The organism is Sodalis ligni, from assembly GCF_016865525.2.
In the GTDB taxonomy this organism is placed as follows: domain Bacteria; phylum Pseudomonadota; class Gammaproteobacteria; order Enterobacterales; family Enterobacteriaceae; genus Acerihabitans; species Acerihabitans ligni.
Window position 1 is genome coordinate 5,691,089 of sequence record NZ_CP075169.1, and the last position, 19,239, is coordinate 5,710,327.

The following is a 19,239-nucleotide window of genomic DNA, read 5'->3' on the forward strand; positions in this document are numbered from 1 at the left end:
ATACCTCTCACTCCCGCAGCGCCGTCATGGCCGCCCGGGGCCATGACGCCGTCAGCCGCTGGCCCAGCACCGGTCCGTCCGGCGTCCCCACTCCCGCCGGATGGGTTTCGCTGACGGTAAACCGCACGCCCCGGGCCAAGGTTAATTCATACCGGGTCATGGCTCCCTGAAACAGGATATTGCTCAGTTCTCCGTTGACCGACAGCTCATCCGCCGCCGGCCGGGTTAGCCGGTGAATGCGGGCGAACTCCGGCCGGATGGCGAAGATGCCGTTCTCGCCGGTCAGCTCCCGCGCCAGTTCACCCTCGATAACATTGGCGCTGCCGACAAAATTGGCCACAAAGATACTGCGGGGCGTGAGATAGAGCTGACGGGGATTGTCCACCTGCTCAATACGCCCGCGATTGAATACCGCCACCCGATCGGACATGGAAAGCGCCTCTCCCTGATCGTGGGTGACAAAAATAAAGGTAATGCCCAGCCGCCGCTGCAGGGTTTTCAGTTCCCCCTGCATTTGCTCCCGCAGCTTAAGATCCAGCGCCCCCAGCGGTTCGTCCAGCAGCAAAACCCGGGGTTCGTTGACCAGCGCCCGCGCCAGCGCCACCCGCTGCCGCTGGCCGCCGGACAAATGGGCCGGCTTGCGGTTATGAACGTCCTCCAGCTCCACCAGCCGCAGCATGGCGCGGGCACGGTTCATCCGTTCGCTGCGTCCCACCCCTTTTACCATCAGGCCATAGGCCACGTTATCCAGCAGCGACAGATGAGGGAACAGCGCGTAATCCTGAAAAACGGTATTCACATCGCGCCGATAGGGCGGCAGATCGACGGTATCCCGTCCATGCAGGCGAATGGTGCCGGTATCCGGCCGCTCAAAACCGGCGATCAGCCGCAGGCATGTACTTTTGCCCGATCCCGACGGTCCCAGCAGGGAAAAAAATTCCCCGTCGGCAATATCGAGGGACACCCGATCCACGGCGGCCACACCGTTGAAACGACGGGACACATTATCCAGGGCAACGGCGCTGGTCATAGTGATTTTCCTCCAGGTTAACGGACATCCGCCTCAGCATTGATGTCCCGCTCTCTGCCGCCCCGTACGCTGCGGCTACCTCTTCAGCGCCCGCCCATAATGGCGATATAATCCTGCGTCCAGCGGCTGTAGGGCACGCACTGACCGCCGCCGGCGCTATCGCATTTGGCGGTGGGGGTTTTCCAAAAGGCAATTTTTGCAAACTGATTGAACCCGTTGGTTTCGCAGCCTTTCGCGCCCAGCAGGGTGCTGGCTTTACAGCCGTCCGGCACCGCCGGCACTGAACCGAACCAGGCGGCCACGTCACCCTGGACCTTCGGTTCCAGCGACCAGTTCATCCAGCGGTAGGCGCAGTTGGGATGACTGGCGTCGGCGTGCAGCATGGTGGTATCCGCCCAACCGGTTACCCCCTCCTTGGGTATTACCGTGGCGATAGGCTGCCCCTCCCCCTCGAGGCCATTGGCCTGATACGGCCAGGCGCCGGAGGCCACCACGCCCTCGTTTTTAAAGTCGCTCATCTGTACCGAGGTATCGTGCCAGTAACGGTGGATCAGCGGATGCTGCTGCTTAAGCAAAGCCAGCACCGCCTGGTATTGCGTTTCGTTCAACTGATAGGGATCCCTGATACCCAGTTCAGGCCGCGTGCTTTTGAGATAAAGCGCCGCATCAGCGATATAGATGGGGCCGTCGTAAGCCTGGACCCGCCCCTTATTGCTTTTGCCGTCCGGCAGGTTCTGCGGCTCGAACACCACCGCCCAGCTGTCCGGCGGCGTGGTGAAGACCTTGGTATTGTACATCAGCACATTCGGCCCCCATTGATAAGGGGTACCGTACACCTTGCCGTCGACGTTAAACCAGGGACCACCCGACAGACGGGAATCCACATTATGCCAATTGGGAATCAGCGCGGTATTGATGGGTTGGACCCGCTTGCCGTAAATCAGCCGCAGCGAAGCGTCTCCCGACGCGGTCACCAGATCGTAGCCGCCCTTGGCCATCAAGCTGACCATCTCGTCGGAGGTGGCGGCGGTTTTCACATTGACCTGACAGCCGGTCTGTTTTTCGAACGCGGTGACCCAATCATAGTTTTTATCGGTCTGGCCCCGTTCGATATAACCGGGCCAGGCGATGATATCCACCTGCCCCTCGCTTTTTCCCAATTACGTCGGCAGATCGGCGGCCTGGGCCAGCGTTACGCCGCACAACCAGCTCAAACATAGCATACCCGCCTGCGTTATCTTCATCATCGCCTGTCTCCTGTCATACCATAAAGGCTCAGTGCCGTGAGGGAAACCGGCCGTCGAATTTCGCCATGATGTGGCGAACCACGCTGTAGTCCTGTAACGCTTCACCGGAGAGATCCTTGCCGTAGCCGGAGCTTTTCAGCCCGCCGTGCGGCATCTCGCTCACCAGGGTGAAATGGGTATTGATCCAGGTACAGCCGTATTGCAACTTCGACGCCAGGTAAAACGCCTGATCCACATCCCGCGTCCAGACCGAGGATGCCAGACCGTATTCCGAGTCGTTAGCCCACTCCAGCACCTGCTCGATATCGTCGAAACAGGTCACGCTGACCACCGGACCAAACACCTCGCGCTTAATGATTTCACCTGTTGCAGACAGCCGGCCAGAAGCGTCGGCCGGTAGAAAAAACCGGGGCCGTCATGGGCGCCGCCCCCGGCTATCAGGGAAATATGCGGCTGTTCCAGCGCCCGTTCGATAAAGCTGGCCACCCGATCGCGCTGGCGGGCGGAAATCAGCGGGCCAAGATCGTTTTCATCGTCGATGGGCCGGCCGAAACGCAGGCTTTTCACCGCCTCCCCCAGAGCCTCCACCAGTCGGGGATAAATACCGGCCTGGGCATAAACGCGACAGGCCGCCGTACAATCCTGGCCGGCATTGTAATAACCGAACTGCCGGATACCGGCCACCACCGCCTCCAGATCCGCATCATCGCAGACAATCACCGGCGCATTCCCCCCCAGCTCCAGATGGGTACGTTTAATGCCGCCGACCGCCGCCTGAAGAATCTTTTGTCCGGTCACGGTATCGCCGGTCACGGAAATCATCCGCACCAGGGGATGATTCACCAGCACCGCCCCGGTGGTCTCGCCCCGGCCGAACATCACGTTAATGACGCCGCCCGGCAGCAGACCGTCCAGGCGGTGCATCAATGCCAGAATGGATAACGGAGTATGCTCGGAAGGTTTAAACACCAGGGTGTTGCCGGCCGCCAGGGCCGGCGCGATTTTCCACGCGGCCATCATCAACGGATAATTCCACGGCGCGATAGACGCCACCACGCCGATGGCATCGCGGCGCAGCATCGACGTATGGCCGGGAAGATATTCACCCGCCAGTTGCCCTTGCCGGCAGCGCACGGCACCGGCAAAAAAACGGAACACATCGGCGGCGGCAGCGATATCGTCGTTAAATGCCTGATGGAAGGGTTTGCCGCAGTTCAGCGCCTCCAGCCCGGCCAGTTGCCGGCCATCACGCTCGATGACCGCCGCGATGTCCAGCAATACTCCCGCACGATGGGCCGGCGTAGTGGAGGACCACTGCCGGAAAGCCCGGTGCGCGGCGGCTACCGCGCCCATCACCTGCTCCTCGCCGGCTTCCCGCAGCGTGAGAATCACCTTGCCGGTGGCGGGATTGACAATATTCTCCGCCGATCCCTCGCCGGCGACCTTTTCTCCACCGATATAATTTACCCAGGGAATCCCGGTTAACAGCGACTGATCGATCAAAGCGATAACCCTCCGGCCCGGACATGGGAGTTAACAACTTATATACATAACCTTATACATAATCTTATCGATGAGACTATCCCGCCCACGGGCCCAGCGACAAATACTAAATAACGAACGTGGCGTTCGGAAAAAGCGAAGGGATGCGGGATGAATTACCAAACAGCCGGATAGCGGTCTTCTAGCAAGTCAACAGCTTTTAGCGAAGGTTAAACCGAACGTGTTAAAGGGAGACCGTGCCAATGAGGTCGAAGCGGGCGTGGTTTTTCCGCCCGCCCGAGTGCCTCATGGCGCGGTAGGCCCGCTATCACTAACGCTTAAACCGTACTGTTAAAGGGAGGCCGTGCCAATGGGGCCGAACCTTTATGCCACCGGCTTGCGGCCCGGCGTTTTTTCCCGCGCCAGGGCGAGAAACGGCGCAATCAGCTCCGGACGGCTGTTACCCCGCCGCCAGGCCAGGCCGACATTAAGATGTTCATTGAGATCCGACAGCTGGCGCGCCTCGATCATACTGCCCTCCAGCGACCAGGGCCGATAGGCCATATCGGGCTGAATAGATACCCCCAGCCCCGCGGCCACCATACTACGCACCGCCTCCGTAGACGCGGTGCGCATGGCAATACAGGGATGCAGGCCGGCACGGGCCCAAATTTGACGGGCATGCCGTTCCATCTCGTCGGCGTTAAGCTGCACCAGCGGATAGGCAGCAACATCCGCCAGGGCAATGGACTCCTGCTCCAAAAGAGGATGCAGCGGCGGCAGCCACAGCCGATAAGGTGAATGCACCAGCACCTCGGTTTGCAAAGCGTGGCGATCCTCAAGGTTACTCAGTATCAACACCCCGATATCGATCTCGCCGTTAACCAGCAAATGCTCGATATAACGCCGCTCATCCTCAACGATCCGCACGTTAACCCCCGGATAGCAGGCACGAAAACGGGTGAGTATATCCATCAGAAAATAACCGGACACCAGACTGGTCACCCCCAGGGTCAGATCGCCGCTAAGGCTTTCCATCCCCTGCCGAACGCTGAATTTGGCATTCTCCACCGTGGCCAGGATCAAATTGGCCTGCCGCAGGAACTGATGCCCCTGGTGGGTCAGCGTCATACCCTTGGCGTGACGCTCGAACAGCGGCGCCGCCAGCTCATCCTCCAACTGCTGAACCGCCAGCGTCAAAGAGGACTGAGCCACAAACGTCGCCTGGGCGGCGCCGGAAATGGAGCCGGCTTCCGCCACTGCGATAAAATGCCGTAACTGCCGCAGTGTTAGCATATGCCCCCGCCTGGTTTGCGCACTCTTCCAACGGAATCCCCCACAACCCCGCCACAAGCGTCCCGGATACCGCTCGATAGAGAGCTGGCCGCGAATCCTAGCATCAAGTTATATAGAGAGTAGGCCGGCAATTCTAGAAATTAGTGATCCCTCCAATACAATTCGGAAAAAACGTCGGTTATCCCGCGACCGCAATCGAGCAGGCCGCCCCGAGGCAGGAAAGGATCGCACGCCTCGCTTTTTTACCCGCCTTGCTATAGTTAAAAGCGGTAACCGTTCCGCTGGCCTGAATACCGGCTTCACCCGCGCTGTGAGGATTGGAAATGACAAACTTATCGGTAAAAAATCATAAAGTTTACTGGCGCGCCAGCGGCCAGCAATTGGTGATAGAACCCTGGGGAAAAAATAGCCTGCGGATCCGGGCCACCTGCTCACCGCATCTGGATCTGCAAGAGAACTGGGCCCTGCTGCCCGACCCCGACAATCACCAGGTGAAAATCAAGGAAAAGCCGTCGATGGTGCGTATTACCCACGGCAATATCACGGCGGAGATAGATAATCGCGGACGGCTGGCTTTTTACAACCAGCGCGGAGAGCTGCTGCTGTCGGAGTGGTGGCGGCAAAGAACCACCGAAGATATTCCGGGGGATATCAAAAAGGAAAAATACGTCAGTCCGCTGGAAATCGAGGCACGGGAATTCAACCCTATACCCGGCGGGAAATATCAGCTGACCCAATATTTCGAAGCCCACCGGGATGAAAAAATATTCGGCATGGGGCAGTACCAGCAGTCGATGCTGGACCTGAAAGGCTGCGTGCTGGAACTGGCGCAGCGCAACTCCCAGTCCAGCGTACCCTTTATGCTCTCCAGTCTGGGCTACGGCATGTTATGGAACAATCCGGCGGTGGGGGAAGTGCATTTCGCCAACAACCAAACCCTCTGGCGGGCGCGGGTCACCCATCAGCTTGATTATTGGATAACCGCAGCGGACCGGCCGTCGGAGCTGGTGGAGCAGTATGCCGCGGTCACCGGCACGGTGGAGGTGATGCCGGAATTCGCCACCGGTTTCTGGCAATCGAAATTACGCTACCGCACCCAGGACGAAGTGCTGATGGTGGCGGAAGAATACCGACGCCGCAAACTGCCGCTGTCGGTACTGGTGATCGACTCTTTTCACTGGCCTATCCAGGGTACCTGGCGCTTCAACGACATTGACTGGCCGGACCCGAAGGCCATGGTGGATAAACTGCGGGCCATGGGTATCGAACTGATGGTTTCCGTGTGGCCCACCGTGGACCAGCGGGCCGAAAGCTACAACGAAATGGAAACCGAAGATTTTCTGGTCCGCAGCGATCGCGGCATACCCATCACTCTTGATTCCAGGGGCAGCACCACTTTTGTTGATACCACCCATCCCGGCGCGCGGGATTATGTCTGGCAAAAAATCAAACAGAACTATTACGATATCGGTATCCGCTGGTTCTGGCTCGATATGGCGGAACCGGAGTACCGGACCTACCATTTTGACAATTATCGTTATTTTATGGGTACCGCGCTGGAAGTGGGCAACATCTATCCGCAAAAATTCGCCCAGTGCCTGTATGACGGCCAACGGCGGGAGGGGCAGCGGGATGTTCTCAACCTGGTTCGCTGCGCCTGGGCCGGCAGCCAGCGTTTCGGCATGCTGGCCTGGTCAGGGGACGTACACTCGTCTTTCCATGCCCTGCATAATCAGGTGGTGGCCGGCTTGAACATGGGTCTGGCGGGCATTCCCTGGTGGACCACCGACATCGGCGGCTTCCAGGGGGGACGGCATGACGATCCCGCCTTCCGGGAACTCTTGATCCGCTGGTTCCAGTGGGGGGTATTTTGCCCGGTGTGCCGCCTGCACGGGTGCCGGGAACCGGAGATCCCGCCGCCGGAAATGTACCGCGACGGCGTTGAACAGTGCAACAGCGGATCCCCCAACGAGCTCTGGAGCTTCGGCGAGGAAAACGAACGGATCATGTCCCGCTGGCTGGGCATCCGCGAGCGCCTGCGGCCCTATATTCATGACCAGATGGTGGCGGCGCATCAAAAGGGCACGCCGGTCATGCGGCCGCTCTTTTATGATTTTCCCGACGACCCGGCCTGCTGGGAGATAGAGGACCAGTATATGTTCGGCCCGGAGATTTTGGTGGCGCCGGTACTGGCCCAGGGCATGCAGTCACGGCGGGTCTACCTCCCCCCCGGCGACGGCTGGCGGGACCTGTTAACCGATCAACGGCGGCCCGGCGGCGGCTGGATAGAGGTGGACACCCCCATCGATACCATACCGGTATTTGTGCGGGGGGACGCCACCGTACTGGCTTAAGCCGGATTCGCCCTCACAGGCTGATGATACCTCCTTCCCATGGCCGGATAATCCCCTGCTCCAGCAGGGGCACAGCGGTATAATTATGCAATATGCTGGCCGCCTGGGGAGAGATCCGCAGGTCCGCCGGGTTGATGGCCAAGGTCTGACGGCTGAAATTACCGAACACCAGATACCGGCGGTTATCGTATTCACGCACATAAGCAAACAGCTGTTCATGCCGCGGCAGTAATAATTCATAACTGCCGTAAACCAGCCAGTCCGCGGTTTTGCGCAGCGCTATCAAACGGCGGTAGAAATGGAATATCGAGTGGGAATCCCTCAAGGCCGCATCGACATTGATCTCGGTATAATTAGAGTTGACCTTTATCCAGGGCGCGCCGCCGCTGAAACCGGCGTGCTCGCTGCCATCCCACTGCATCGGCGTACGGGCGTTATCCCGGCCCTTGGCGTAGATTGAAGCCATGATGCTGCCCGCGCCATGGCCGGCAGCCAGCCGATCCCGGTAGAAATGAAGGGTCTCGATATCACGATAATCCGCCATATCGGTAAAGCGGACATTGGTCATACCGATTTCCTCTCCCTGGTAGATAAACGGCGTTCCGGCCATACCGTACATCACGGTAGCCAGCATTTTGGCGCTTTGTAGCCGATATTCGCCTTCATCGCCGAATCGGGACACCGCCCGCGGCGTATCATGATTGTTCCAGAACAGACTGTTCCAGCCCCTGCCGTATAACTCTGTCTGCCACCGGCTCAACAACGACTTCAAATCAAGCAGAGAGTATGGAGCGAGATCCCATTTTTCCCCGCCGGGCTGCGCCTGATCCAGGGTAAGATGGCCGAACTGGAAAATCATGCTCAGCTCATGCCGCGCCGGAGAGCTCCACAGCGGGCCGGTTTCCGGCGTCGCCGTCCAGGATTCCCCCACCGTCAGCACATTCCGCGGACCAAAGCTTTTTTCATTCAGCTCGCGGACATACTCGTGCAGCCGGGGACCGTTGGCGGTAATGCCCTGTTCCGGAACCTTGCCAATCAGATCGATAACATCGAACCGAAAGCCGCCGATGCCCTTGTCCAGCCAAAAAATGAGAATATCCGCGATCTCCTGGCGCACCCGGGGATTGCGCCAGTTTAAATCCGGCTGTTTTTTGCTAAAGAGATGCAGATAATATTCACCACTTTCCGCTTCATACTGCCAGGCGCTGCCGCCGAAGGTGGAAGACAATGCATTGGGTTGTTTGGCCCAGATATAATAATCTCGATAAGGGTTATCCGCTGATTTCCGCGCTTCCATAAACCATTTATGCTCATCGCTGGTGTGATTGGCGACGATGTCCATCATGATTTTCATGCCGCGCTTACCCGCCTCGGCTATCAGCAGTTCCATATCCGCCATGGTGCCGAACTCTTGCATAATCCGGCCATAATCGGCGATATCATAACCGTTGTCATCGTTGGGGGAGGCGTAAACCGGGCACAGCCACAGCACGTCCACCCCCAGCAAAGCCAGATAATCCAGCTTGGACCGGATACCGGCCAGATCGCCGATGCCATCGCCGTCGCTATCACAAAAACTGCGGGGATAAATTTGGTAAACCGACGAACGATGCCACCAGCAATCCTGTTTATGCATAACAAAGCCCTTGTGCCGCCCGGCGAGCGGGCCCGCCGTATGGTTATAGCCTTGGGTAAGGTATATCGCAGGAAAAGGGACAGCGCCAGATGAAGTTTGTCAGGGAACTTTGCCACGCCGGGCTATCTATAAATCAGCACTGCTGGAAATATTAACACAGGCTCAACAAGTGAAGGTATTTAATGGATTCAGATCTCGCAGAGAATAAATATGACTACCTATTTTTCTTCAAATATTAATCAATATTACTTTTCTTCCACAACAAATCCTTCATCCCAACGCAACAACGGCATGGGTAAATCTTTCAAAAGCGCGTCCAACGCCGCCCTGCCACCAGCATTCTCTTGGATAAGCGGCATTGCGGGCTGCGCAATGTTAACACTCCCCATCTATCTCAGCCGCACGGCAATCTCAGATGCCGTCCATAATATAAACCGCTCGCTGTTTTTTAGGGAAGGCAGCGCCTGCCAGGCTATCAAAGAACTGTTATTCGCTGGTATAGGTTATGGCGCCGCGGGCGGGGCCACTTACGGCTTATCGACAGCGCTGCTGCTCAATCAATTAAGCAGAATCAGTAACCGCTCCCCGGATAAGGACAATGCCAGAGACTTATTATTGGTCATCGGCGGGACCTTAGGGATGATAGCCGGCGGTCTGGCCGGCGCGGTGTATTCCTTTTCACTACAGCAAGATTATCCTGATTACTATAACCACGCACAGGATCATTACCATGCAAATGGCCATCACTACGCAAATTATAATAATCCGTCAATGATTAACGATTAACCCTTGGCCGCCACCGCACAGCGGGTACGATAATATATAAAGAGCCGTAAAATGCTTATTGATACCCTATGCATTCATTTGTTTAAAAAAAGCCATGTCTACTCAATGCTATAGAGGCAAATATGAATATTGATTCCGAGCCAATCAGAACTAATGATACCGCTATCCCCGAAAGTACGTTTTTATCAAAAAGCAAACGCGGCATAAGCGCTATTTTTCAGCGCGTGTCCAACTCCCCCCTGTGGCAAGATCCGGCCTGCCGTACCAGCTTTGCCTGCGGCGCGCTCGTGTCAACCGCCTCGTATGCCGGCGCTAAATTAATCTCATCCGCGGTCTATGATATAAACGAGTTGTTGGCGCCTTGCGAAAGCGTCTCACTTCAGACTTATTGCGAGGTAATGAGTGCAGGCTTGAAATATGGCCTGTCCGGCGGCATCTTAACCGGGTTGGCGGTAGCGGCTATTATCAGGAGAAACATTAATTTCATAAACGTCAGCGAAGATTATGATCACGTCAAGAAACAACTGTTGAAAATGGGCGCGGCCATAGGGTTATCATTCGGCGCTATTGCCGGCATGCTGTATGCTATCCATTTGCAGCAAGTTCATAATACGGACGATAGCCATTTGGCCTGCTCAGGTCATCCCCTATCATCATCAGAGAACAGCATTTTGATATTTAACCATTTTCCCGGCGAAAGAGGCGGCGTCTTATGAGGCCCCGAAGAGCGATTCTCCGCCATTAAGCCAAACCGACAACCCACGGGTATTGTTTTAGGCTCAATAAGCGCCAATACTTATTGAGTCAGATTCACCTGAATGCCGTAGTTTGATGTTTAAAGTAAAATAGCCATGATCCGTTTCATACATTTTTATATTCCAAATAGAATAGAGAAAAATATGATCATCGATAATAGTTCACGAAGGTATGATTATATCCCCATGACAACACTTCTTTCCGAAACTCATGTTGATATGGGCACGCGTATTCAAACAATATCCAATATTGCCCCATCGCCGGTACAATCCTGCTTAATCGGCATCTCCTGCGGAGTAATTATGGCCGCCACGACATACATCAGCGGCAAGGCCATTACCAGTGCGGTTTACGATTTAAACAGCCATTTGGCGCCGGGGGAGCCGGGAAAAAACGACTCTCCTAAAGACATCATTCATCTGGGCTTAAATTATGGCGCAATGGGCGGAATCATCACCGGATTGTCGGCTGCGGTGGTTCTCAGGCAGTGTATCAAGATCAGCAACCACCCCGATTTTTATGCCGATCACAAGAATATCATATTGATTATAGGCGGCACCGTGGGTATGGGACTCGGCAGCCTTTTCGGGGCAATGTATTCTGTCGCCCTGGATCATTGGATAACTATAAACGATAGTGAGAGCTGAAATAATTAACCCTTCGTAGAATACTGATACCCTTTGCTCATGCACCTTGCCCCTACGCGTTTTGGAAAAGCCAAACACGGGCCGGGAGCATCAGAATTGAATCGACGCCATATAGCGTTTCGGCGGCATCCCCATGACACGGGAAAACATGGTGGAAAAATTATTGGCGCCCCGGTACCCCAAATCCAGCGCCACCTGAGTTACGCTAAAACCGCGGGATAACCGTTCCACCGCGCAAATAACCCGGTAGCGATCGCGCCAATGTAGATAATTCATTCCCGTTTCCTTGATAAACAGACGGGAAATGGTCCTTTCGCTGCAACCGGCCCCTTCGGCTAAGTGTTTAAGGGAATAATTTTCCTCAGGATAATTTCTTGTCATATCAATTGCGCTCCTTAACCGGCGGTCCTGCCCGTAGGAAATAAACAGATCCAGGCGCTTATTCACCAGATTAAGCTGATGAATAATCAACGACAGGATCGTCTCGGCATCGCCGTTATCCCGTCCGGGCCGGGAAAAATCCACCACTTCCTCCAACAGCGCTTTTAACAGCGGCGTGATGGTAAAAGTCCGGCACTGAGCCTGCACGCGAACGGCTTGGTCGGCCAAGATAAAGCAATTGATGATTTCGGATGATTCACTGTAATAAACGCTATGGGGCAATCCGTCTGTTATCCAAACGGCCCGTCCGGGCGGAATCAGACGCAGGCCCTCTTCGGTTTGAATCGATAGCGTCCCCTTTATGACCTGGGTGAGCTGCGCGGCGGGATGTTGATGATAGGCCATACGCGTGCCCTTTTCATGAACGACATATTCCCCTCGCAGCGGCAGTTGCTCCGACATTGTCGTCACCTCAGACTGTTTTGTCATTATGGCAGAATTATTTCCATTTTATTCTGCAATAATGACACCAAAAGTGTTTTATGACGAGACCTATCATTACCTAATAAGGAGTTTAAATGACCAGATCGTTGCGATTTTTCGGCATGGCTGGCAGTTTGCGCACCCAGTCCTACAGCAGGATTGTGTTGAACACCGTGGCGGAAATGCTGCCGTCGGACAGTGAAATGAGCATCGGCGATATCGGCGGGTTGCCCTTTTATAACCACGATCTTGAAAACGGCCAACTGCCGGGCAGCATCGCTCAGATACGCCGCGAGGCAGTTGCCTGCGATGCCGTGATAATCGTGTCCCCTGAATACAATCACGGTATTCCCGGAGTACTGAAAAATGCGTTGGACTGGCTGTCGCGTCCGGCGTTCAAAAGCGGCATGGTCAACAAGCCGGTATTTTTCCTCACCCTGTCAGAAGGTCTGCTGGGCGGAGTACGGGCGCAACTACAGCTGCGGGAAACCCTGGCGTCCATGTTATGCATACTGCCGCCCCTGCCGGAAATCGCCATGAGCAATATCAGCGCCAAGGTGAAGGAGGGCAAACTCACCGATGCGGCTACGCTTGCCTTCACCCAGCGGACGTTCGATAGCTTCCTGGCCTCCGTCTTCGAATAAGCACCAGGCATGGCACGCATTGTCATTCCCCCTTAAGTCCGGAGAGCTAGTATTGCCTTGGTAGTACTGTCAATTATCATTTTTGGCGGCCTGGGATGGCGGGATTGCTCTGCGCCATGTTGAGTGTAAATTCCACAAACGATTCCCCGCCCGCCATGTCGAAAGCCATGACGCAAGCTACATTTTAGATCGAACCGCGTTATGCATCTTTATCACCGGCCGCTGCTTGGGGCCGTTTTGAGCAATTCCTCTTTCCTATCATAAGGAACACATTATGAGTACGATTAACGCAGCCGCATCAGGCCAATTCAAGCTTGGGGATTTCACCATTAACCGTTTGGGCTTTGGGGCCATGCGCATCACCGGCGAAGGTATCTGGGGACAACCGGCCAACAGGGAAGCCTGTCTCGCCACCTTGCGCCGCCTTCCTGAACTGGGCGTCAATTTTATCGATACCGCCGACAGTTATGGTCCCGACGTCAGCGAACAGCTGATTCATGAGGCGTTACATCCTTATAAAGGCCTGCTCATCGCCACCAAGGGCGGACTGACCCGCCATGGACCGAATATCTGGCAGCCGGTGGGACGTCCGGAGTATCTGCGCCAGGCGGTATTGCTGAGCCTGCGTAAACTGGGCGTCGAACAAATCGGCCTGTGGCAGTTGCATCGTATCGATGCCAAAGTTCCGGCTGAAGAGCAGTTCGGCGCCATCGCGCAGATGCAAAAAGAGGGTTTGATCCGCCATGTGGGATTAAGCGAAGTGGACGTTTCGCAGATCAAAGCAGCGCAAAAGTTCTTCCCGGTGGTCTCGGTGCAGAACATGTACAATCTGGTGACGCGCAGCCATGAAGCGGTGGTGGATTACTGCACTGAAAACAATATCGGTTTTATCCCCTGGTTCCCCCTGGCCTCAGGCGACCTGGCCAAACCCGGCTCCTTGCTGGATACGCTGGCGAAACAGAAAGGGGCGACTCCCAGCCAAATCGCCCTGGCTTGGATACTAAAGCGCAGCCCGGTTATGCTGCCCATTCCCGGCACCAGCAGCGTGAAGCATCTGGAAGAAAACGTGGCGGCGGCCAATGTGACCCTGACCGATGAAGAGTTTGCACAGCTCGATCAGCAGGGCCGCAAACAGCAGCACTAAAACCCATTGTCCTATAAAAGCCCCATGCCACGGTAAGCCCGCTATCACCAACCGTGCAACGAACGTGTTAAGGGAGACCGCGGCAATGGGGTCGAAGCGGCCATAGTCGGCCGCGGAGCACCCCATGCCACGGTAGGCCCGCGACCACTGAACGTGCAAACAAAGGTGTTAAAGGGAGACCGCAGCAATGGGGTCGAAGCGGCCATAGTCGGCCGCGGAGCGCCCCATGCCACGGTAGGCCCGCGACCACTGAACGTGCAAACAAAGGTGTTAAAGGGAGAGCGTGGCAATGGGGTTTTATTCGTTTTCCCCCTAGAATAGTTCACCCAGCGCCGCCGGGCTGAAATCCGGCATATTGTCGGTTTCTCCGGTGCGCACCTTGGCGGCCCAGCGCGGCTCGGTGATCAGCGCACGGCCAACGGCAATAAGATCGAACTCATCCCGCTCCATCCGCTGGACAAGATTATCCAATCCCACCGGACTGGCGCTTTCCCCGCCGAAGCTGCCGAGAAAATCTCCCGACAATCCCACCGAACCGACGCTGATGGCGGCGGCGCCGGTTAACTTCTTGGCCCAGCCGGCAAAGTTCAGCCCGTTTGCACCATCCTGGTCCGGAAACTCCGGCTCCCAGAAACGTCGCTGGGAACAATGCAGCACATCCGCCCCCGCTTCTACCAGCGGCACCAGCCAGTCGGCCATGGCATCGGGGGTTTCGGCCAGCCTGGCGGTGTAATTCTGCTGCTTCCACTGACTGATCCCGCAAGATAATGGGATAGTCTGGACCCACCGCCGCACGCATCTCCTTTAATACCTCGCCGGCAAAACGGGCGCGATCTTTTATCGTGGCGCCGCCGAAACGATCCTTGCGCAGATTGGTTTCTGACCAAAAGAACTGGTCAATCAAGTAGCCATGGGCGCCATGGATCTCAAAGGTATCGAAGCCCAGCCGCTTGGCATCGGCCGCCGCCCGGCTATAGGCGGCAAGGGTATCGGCAATGGCCTCATCGCTCATGATCTCGCCCCGGGGCACTCCCGGCGCCGCCAGGCCCGACGGACTCTCAACCGGGACATCGGGCACCCAGTCGGTTTGGAAACTGGCCACCGCGCCTACGTGCCAAAGCTGGGGCCCCATCTTGCCGCCGGCGGCGTGGACTTCATTTATCACTCGCTGCCAGCCCGCCAGCGCCGCTTCACCATGGAAAAACGGCACTTGCGGATCGTTCCTGGACGCCGGCCGATCGATAGCCGTACCCTCTGAAAGGATCAGCCCCACCTCGGCCTCGGCCCGGCGGCGATAATAGGCAGCGACATTCTCGCCCGGCACGCCTGCCGGCGAGAAGGAACGGGTCATGGGGGCCATGACGATACGGTTTTTTAAAGAGAGGGATTTTATCCGGAAAGGCTGGAACAGGATGTCCACTTGCGGTGCGTTCATAAATTTAAGCTCCGGTTAACAACAAGGCTTTGATGGTATATTATGTATACCTCGAGTCAATCAGGCACTTTAACGCTACCAGGTAGCCAACAGGAAACCGCCATGTCCGAAGTGCAACACCCGGTGGGCAGCATAACGCAAAACGCCGCGCCGGCAGCTGAATGCCATATCTTCTCGGCGGCGGATTGCCCGAGCCGCTTACTGCTGGATCAGATTGCGGATAAATGGTCGGTACTGATCCTTGCCGCCCTATGCGCCGAGCCGCTGCGCTTTAATGTCATCAAGCGCCGCCTCGACGGCATAACCCAAAAGGCGCTCACGCAGAGCTTACGGCGCCTGGAGCGCAACGGCATTGTCGCCCGGCGCGTCATTACCGCCTCCCCCATCGCGGTGGAGTATCGCATTACCCCGTTGGGTCATACCCTAAAACAACCTTTTCAAGCGCTGTACGACTGGACCGTCGATTATCTGCCCGAAGTGGAACGGGCGCGCGAGGAATTCGATCGCAACCGCTGATAACCGCCGGGCCTGTCCCCTCACTGCGCTTCGGTCAGGTAGGGATATGTCGCGGGGCGTCATAATCCCGCACGATTGCGCATAAATAACGGACGATTGGGCATGGCACGCTCCCGCTATAAAAGCGATGATTCATTGCTGAACAAGCGTGCATCAGTGCGCCCCATGCATAACAGGAGCCTTTTATGTCTCTCGACGCTTATCTCACTCTCGGCCGGTCCGGCCTGCGCATCAGCCCCCTTTGCCTGGGCACCATGACCTTCGGCGAAGACTGGGGATGGGGATCTTCGGTCAGCGAATCAGAAACCATTCTGGCGACATTCCTTGACCGGGGCGGCAATTTTATCGATACCGCCAATATGTATACCAAAGGCCATTCCGAGAAAATCATCGGCGATTTCTTCGCCCGCGATGGCGGCCGGCGCGATCGGGTGGTGCTGGCCACAAAATTCTCCGGCAATATGTATCGGGGCGATCCCAACGGCGGCGGCTGCAGCGCAAAGACCATCATCGCCTCCTGCGAACAGTCGCTGCGCCGGCTGCAAACCGATTATATCGATCTTTACTGGCAGCACGCCTGGGATGCCTTTACACCCATTGAAGAGACCATGCGCGCCATGGATAGCCTGGTGGCCGGCGGCAAAGTGCGCTATATCGGTTTTTCCGACACGCCTGCCTGGAAAGTCGCCCAGGCGCAAACCCTGGCCCAGTTTCGCGGCTGGTCCCCGCTCATCGCCTTGCAGATTGAATACTCATTATTGCAGCGCACTGTGGAAGACGAACTGATTCCCATGGCTCTTGAGCTGGGGCTGGGGGTGATACCCTGGTCGCCGCTGGCGGGGGGAATTTTATCCGGCAAATACCGGCGCGATAACCGTTCCGTCGCCCAGGGCGGCCGCAGCGACAGCAAGGCCGATTCGCTGGGGGATCGTGAATACGCCATTATCGATGCGCTAATCGCCATTGCCGCCGCCCACGGCGTCACGCCGGCGGCGGCGGCCCTGGCCTGGGTTCAGTCGCGGCCGGGGGTGGCCTCATCCATTATCGGCGTCCGCCGGCTGGATCAGTTGGAAGCCAACCTGTCCGCATTGGAAGTACGGCTGAGCGATGAGGAAATCGCTGAGCTTTCCCGGCTTTCGGCGCCGCCGGAGACCTTCATAAACTGGATCAACGGCGTCGGGCCCACCGTCTTCCAGGGCGGCACCACGGTAAATGGCCGTCCTGCGGAGGTTTTCCCGCTGTCTCCGGAGAACGATGAGCAGCGGTATTAATCCCCTATAGGGTCACCGGTTGTCTATTGTTAAGTAAGCGCGCCCATTTCGTTTGGGCGCGCTTACTGATTTGATGCTGTGTTCAGCTCAAAAGCAGCATTTTTACGGGTTGGCATATTATTGCATTTCATCTGTCTCTTTCACAAAGGCCCAGGTGGAGAATTGCGAGGCGGATTCTGAATTAATTTTTCTGATTTATTCTTGCCATTCCAGGGGGTTGCTTTGAATGAAATGGCTAAGGTATAGTCCACCCGCTGCGGCAAAATCCGCAGCCGGAATTGACGTTCCGACAATCAATCAGTGCTTGATAATGCAGTACAATCAAGTAGCATCTGCGCACACCCCATTATGGTGGCCCAGGCGGGGGCTTTGCAAAAAGCGCCGGCTGTAGTGACCGGTAACGTCAACTCTGTCTGGGCTACCACCCTTGAGATTGACGGCTCGGGTAGTAGTTGATCATCCATCACTATAGGGGCTGTCTATGGCTGCTTTTTTTATCCCTACTCGTCCGCAGCACACTCACCTTATCTCGGGGGTGAATCATGTATGATTCTTCACCCCTCAATTTGGAAGAAATCGTCGATCATTGCCGTGCGCTGGCCTATGCCGCCATTGAAATACCGCACCCGGTGGTAAAAGAACTGCTGCTGTATATCCTGAGTGAACGGCTGGATTTGCTGGACCGAACCTTGGATGGGGAGATCGTCGAAGATTCGGTGGTTCTGCATTAATCATCGAACCACCGAAATATCGAATAATTTTACAACAATGCGCCAGTTTTGACTGACGCGTTTTTCTCTGACAAACTCAGGATATCCGCAGGATAACCTGAAATTCAGGGGAGTAACTATGACAACCCGTTATGACAGCGACTTTTATGGGTGGACTCAGGAACAGGCAGAGTTATTGCGTTCAGGCCGTCTCGCTGAGCTGGATACCAAAAATCTGCTGGAGGAAATTGAGTCGATGGGAACCAGTGCGGAAAATGAGCTTGAGTCTCGTCTTGAAGTTCTGTTCATCCATCTGCTGAAATGGCAATTCCAGGCGGAAAGACAAGGACGGAGCTGGAGACTGACCATTGAGGAGCAGCGCCGTAAGATAGAGCGCCGCCTGAAAAAAAGCCCCAGCCTCAAACATAACCTGCCGGAAATTATCGAAGATGCCTATGGCGACGCGGTGATAAGCGCGGAGCGTGAAACCAATATTAAACGCACCGTTTTCCCTCTTCCTGCCCGTGGTCCTTTGAACAATTTATGGACCCGGCGTTTTATCCGGATTGATTTCAGGGAATCGGTCACTTTTACTTGGAAAGATGAAGGGTATAAAACATGAAGCCTTATATCATATGCCATATGCTGTCCGCCATTGACGGCCGCAGTCTTACCGATGGCTGGAACCTGAAATACACCGGCGATCTTTATGAATCCACCGCCGCCAGCTTTAAGGCCGACGGCTGGATTTGCGGCCGGGTGACCATGCAGGAAGTGGCCCACAGCATCGAGTATCCGAAAGGACTGGCAAAGGCGCCGCTGCCCCGCACCAACGTATTCGCCGTTCGCGACGCCGCGCAATACGCCATTTCCATCGATCCCAAGGGACGGGTGGGCTGGCAGCGCAATACCGCCCTGGATTCCCATGTTATCGAAGTGCTTACGGAACAGGTGAGCGATGATTATCTGGCCTATCTTCAGTCCATCGGCGTCTCCTATCTGTTCGGCGGCAAGAGCGAGCTTGATTTGGCGGCGGTGGTGGAAACCCTGTCCCGGGAGCTGGGAGTGAAAAAATTGATTGTCGAGGGCGGCGGCCATGTCTGCGGCGCGTTCGTCAATGCCGGACTGGTGGACGAGGTCAGCGTGTTGATTGTGCCCATTGTGGACGGCCGCACCGGCCATGCCGCCTCGTTCGATATCCCGGTGGACGCCTGGCAAAAGCCGGCCTATCTGAAGCTCGCGTCGGTGGAAAAAACCGACCATGACGGCGTATGGCTGCGTTATACCCGGACCTGATTGGGACCGTAACGGTTGATGCTGATGAACGGATAGGATTATTTTTATCCCTTATAACCGCTAAATGCTCTTTTATCCTCTATAAGGGGTGATCCTGGCTGACAAGCTCATTGGCTATCATTACA

Annotated in this window: 15 protein-coding genes and 4 pseudogenes; 12 read left to right on the forward strand and 7 right to left on the reverse strand. The window is 56.1% G+C overall.

Translation table 11 applies throughout. From position 1 onward, the window contains the following. Positions 1-7: 7 nt before the first annotated feature. From GTU79_RS26525 to GTU79_RS26540, 4 genes and pseudogenes are all read right to left on the reverse strand, one after another. Entirely contained in the window at positions 8-1,030 is a 1,023-nt protein-coding gene (locus GTU79_RS26525; RefSeq protein WP_203520614.1) for an ABC transporter ATP-binding protein, read from the reverse strand. Between the two features lie 83 nt (positions 1,031-1,113). Further along, a pseudogene (ydcS, locus tag GTU79_RS26530) lies at positions 1,114-2,274 on the reverse strand (putative ABC transporter substrate-binding protein YdcS). 31 nt (positions 2,275-2,305) lie between these two features. Continuing rightward, positions 2,306-3,753 (reverse strand): annotated as a pseudogene (locus tag GTU79_RS26535) (gamma-aminobutyraldehyde dehydrogenase). Between the two features lie 390 nt (positions 3,754-4,143). Beyond that, the gene (locus GTU79_RS26540; protein ID WP_203520613.1) at positions 4,144-5,055 is read right to left on the reverse strand and encodes a LysR substrate-binding domain-containing protein; all 912 of its coding nucleotides are present in this window, start codon (positions 5,053-5,055) and stop codon (positions 4,144-4,146) included. Positions 5,056-5,378: 323 nt separating this feature from the next. Here GTU79_RS26540 and GTU79_RS26545 point away from each other — a divergent pair, with 323 nt between their 5' ends. Further along, positions 5,379-7,409: a glycoside hydrolase family 31 protein gene (locus GTU79_RS26545; RefSeq protein WP_132924920.1), complete on the forward strand. Its 2,031-nt coding sequence runs from the start codon at positions 5,379-5,381 to the stop codon at positions 7,407-7,409. Positions 7,410-7,422: 13 nt separating this feature from the next. On the opposite strand, the gene GTU79_RS26550 is transcribed toward GTU79_RS26545, so the two are convergent. Next, positions 7,423-9,045 (reverse strand): glycoside hydrolase family 13 protein, encoded by a 1,623-nt coding sequence (locus GTU79_RS26550; protein WP_203520611.1) that lies wholly within the window; start codon positions 9,043-9,045, stop codon positions 7,423-7,425. A 210-nt stretch (positions 9,046-9,255) separates the two neighbouring features. On the opposite strand from GTU79_RS26550, the gene GTU79_RS26555 reads away from it, so the two are divergent. From GTU79_RS26555 to GTU79_RS26565, 3 genes are all read left to right on the forward strand, one after another. Beyond that, positions 9,256-9,831 carry a hypothetical protein gene (locus GTU79_RS26555; RefSeq protein ID WP_203520608.1) on the forward strand — a complete coding sequence of 192 codons (576 nt, stop codon included), beginning with the start codon at positions 9,256-9,258 and terminating at the stop codon, positions 9,829-9,831. 122 nt (positions 9,832-9,953) lie between these two features. Continuing rightward, positions 9,954-10,547: a hypothetical protein gene (locus GTU79_RS26560; RefSeq protein ID WP_214513524.1), complete on the forward strand. Its 594-nt coding sequence runs from the start codon at positions 9,954-9,956 to the stop codon at positions 10,545-10,547. A 183-nt stretch (positions 10,548-10,730) separates the two neighbouring features. Further along, positions 10,731-11,234: a hypothetical protein gene (locus GTU79_RS26565; protein ID WP_203520604.1), complete on the forward strand. Its 504-nt coding sequence runs from the start codon at positions 10,731-10,733 to the stop codon at positions 11,232-11,234. A gap of 90 nt (positions 11,235-11,324) precedes the next feature. Here GTU79_RS26565 and GTU79_RS26570 read toward each other — a convergent pair whose 3' ends face one another. Continuing rightward, positions 11,325-12,077, reverse strand: a complete 753-nt coding sequence (locus tag GTU79_RS26570) for an AraC family transcriptional regulator (RefSeq protein ID WP_203520602.1) — start codon at positions 12,075-12,077, stop codon at positions 11,325-11,327. Between the two features lie 116 nt (positions 12,078-12,193). On the opposite strand from GTU79_RS26570, the gene GTU79_RS26575 reads away from it, so the two are divergent. Together GTU79_RS26575 and GTU79_RS26580 are read left to right on the forward strand one after the other, a co-directional pair. After that, positions 12,194-12,742 (forward strand): NADPH-dependent FMN reductase, encoded by a 549-nt coding sequence (locus tag GTU79_RS26575; protein WP_203520600.1) that lies wholly within the window; start codon positions 12,194-12,196, stop codon positions 12,740-12,742. 274 nt (positions 12,743-13,016) lie between these two features. Continuing rightward, complete coding sequence (locus GTU79_RS26580) at positions 13,017-13,886, forward strand: aldo/keto reductase (protein ID WP_132924911.1); 870 nt, start codon at positions 13,017-13,019, stop codon at positions 13,884-13,886. A 312-nt stretch (positions 13,887-14,198) separates the two neighbouring features. Here GTU79_RS26580 and GTU79_RS26585 read toward each other — a convergent pair. Continuing rightward, positions 14,199-15,321, reverse strand: a pseudogene (locus GTU79_RS26585) (NADH:flavin oxidoreductase). Between the two features lie 102 nt (positions 15,322-15,423). Here GTU79_RS26585 and GTU79_RS26590 point away from each other — a divergent pair. From GTU79_RS26590 to GTU79_RS26610, 6 genes and pseudogenes are all read left to right on the forward strand, one after another. Continuing rightward, entirely contained in the window at positions 15,424-15,837 is a 414-nt protein-coding gene (locus GTU79_RS26590; protein ID WP_132924907.1) for a winged helix-turn-helix transcriptional regulator, read from the forward strand. 185 nt (positions 15,838-16,022) lie between these two features. Continuing rightward, complete coding sequence (locus tag GTU79_RS26595) at positions 16,023-17,108, forward strand: aldo/keto reductase (protein WP_203520598.1); 1,086 nt, start codon at positions 16,023-16,025, stop codon at positions 17,106-17,108. Positions 17,109-17,456: 348 nt separating this feature from the next. Next, entirely contained in the window at positions 17,457-17,564 is a 108-nt protein-coding gene (locus tag GTU79_RS30855) for an ash family protein (RefSeq protein ID WP_253073699.1), read from the forward strand. An 86-nt stretch (positions 17,565-17,650) separates the two neighbouring features. Continuing rightward, the gene (locus GTU79_RS30860) at positions 17,651-17,839 is read left to right on the forward strand and encodes a hypothetical protein (protein WP_203520596.1); all 189 of its coding nucleotides are present in this window, start codon (positions 17,651-17,653) and stop codon (positions 17,837-17,839) included. Between the two features lie 118 nt (positions 17,840-17,957). Next, positions 17,958-18,388: pseudogene (locus GTU79_RS26605) on the forward strand (DUF29 domain-containing protein). A 48-nt stretch (positions 18,389-18,436) separates the two neighbouring features. Continuing rightward, positions 18,437-19,114: a RibD family protein gene (locus GTU79_RS26610; RefSeq protein ID WP_203520592.1), complete on the forward strand. Its 678-nt coding sequence runs from the start codon at positions 18,437-18,439 to the stop codon at positions 19,112-19,114. The last annotated feature ends 125 nt before the right edge of the window (positions 19,115-19,239 follow it).

What these genes read in the sequence shown, in the direction of transcription:
- GTU79_RS26570 (WP_203520602.1), bottom strand. Translation starts at nt 12,077, where the DNA reads ATGTCGGAGCAACTGCCGCTGCGAGGGGAATATGTCGTTCATGAAAAG.
- GTU79_RS26525 (WP_203520614.1), bottom strand. Translation starts at nt 1,030, where the DNA reads ATGACCAGCGCCGTTGCCCTGGATAATGTGTCCCGTCGTTTCAACGGT.
- GTU79_RS26550 (WP_203520611.1), bottom strand. Translation starts at nt 9,045, where the DNA reads ATGCATAAACAGGATTGCTGGTGGCATCGTTCGTCGGTTTACCAAATT.
- GTU79_RS30860 (WP_203520596.1), top strand. Translation starts at nt 17,651, where the DNA reads ATGTATGATTCTTCACCCCTCAATTTGGAAGAAATCGTCGATCATTGC.
- GTU79_RS26580 (WP_132924911.1), top strand. Translation starts at nt 13,017, where the DNA reads ATGAGTACGATTAACGCAGCCGCATCAGGCCAATTCAAGCTTGGGGAT.
- GTU79_RS26610 (WP_203520592.1), top strand. Translation starts at nt 18,437, where the DNA reads ATGAAGCCTTATATCATATGCCATATGCTGTCCGCCATTGACGGCCGC.
- GTU79_RS26595 (WP_203520598.1), top strand. Translation starts at nt 16,023, where the DNA reads ATGTCTCTCGACGCTTATCTCACTCTCGGCCGGTCCGGCCTGCGCATC.
- GTU79_RS26540 (WP_203520613.1), bottom strand. Translation starts at nt 5,055, where the DNA reads ATGCTAACACTGCGGCAGTTACGGCATTTTATCGCAGTGGCGGAAGCC.
- GTU79_RS26545 (WP_132924920.1), top strand. Translation starts at nt 5,379, where the DNA reads ATGACAAACTTATCGGTAAAAAATCATAAAGTTTACTGGCGCGCCAGC.
- GTU79_RS30855 (WP_253073699.1), top strand. Translation starts at nt 17,457, where the DNA reads ATGGTGGCCCAGGCGGGGGCTTTGCAAAAAGCGCCGGCTGTAGTGACC.
- GTU79_RS26565 (WP_203520604.1), top strand. Translation starts at nt 10,731, where the DNA reads ATGATCATCGATAATAGTTCACGAAGGTATGATTATATCCCCATGACA.
- GTU79_RS26555 (WP_203520608.1), top strand. Translation starts at nt 9,256, where the DNA reads ATGACTACCTATTTTTCTTCAAATATTAATCAATATTACTTTTCTTCC.
- GTU79_RS26560 (WP_214513524.1), top strand. Translation starts at nt 9,954, where the DNA reads ATGAATATTGATTCCGAGCCAATCAGAACTAATGATACCGCTATCCCC.
- GTU79_RS26575 (WP_203520600.1), top strand. Translation starts at nt 12,194, where the DNA reads ATGACCAGATCGTTGCGATTTTTCGGCATGGCTGGCAGTTTGCGCACC.
- GTU79_RS26590 (WP_132924907.1), top strand. Translation starts at nt 15,424, where the DNA reads ATGTCCGAAGTGCAACACCCGGTGGGCAGCATAACGCAAAACGCCGCG.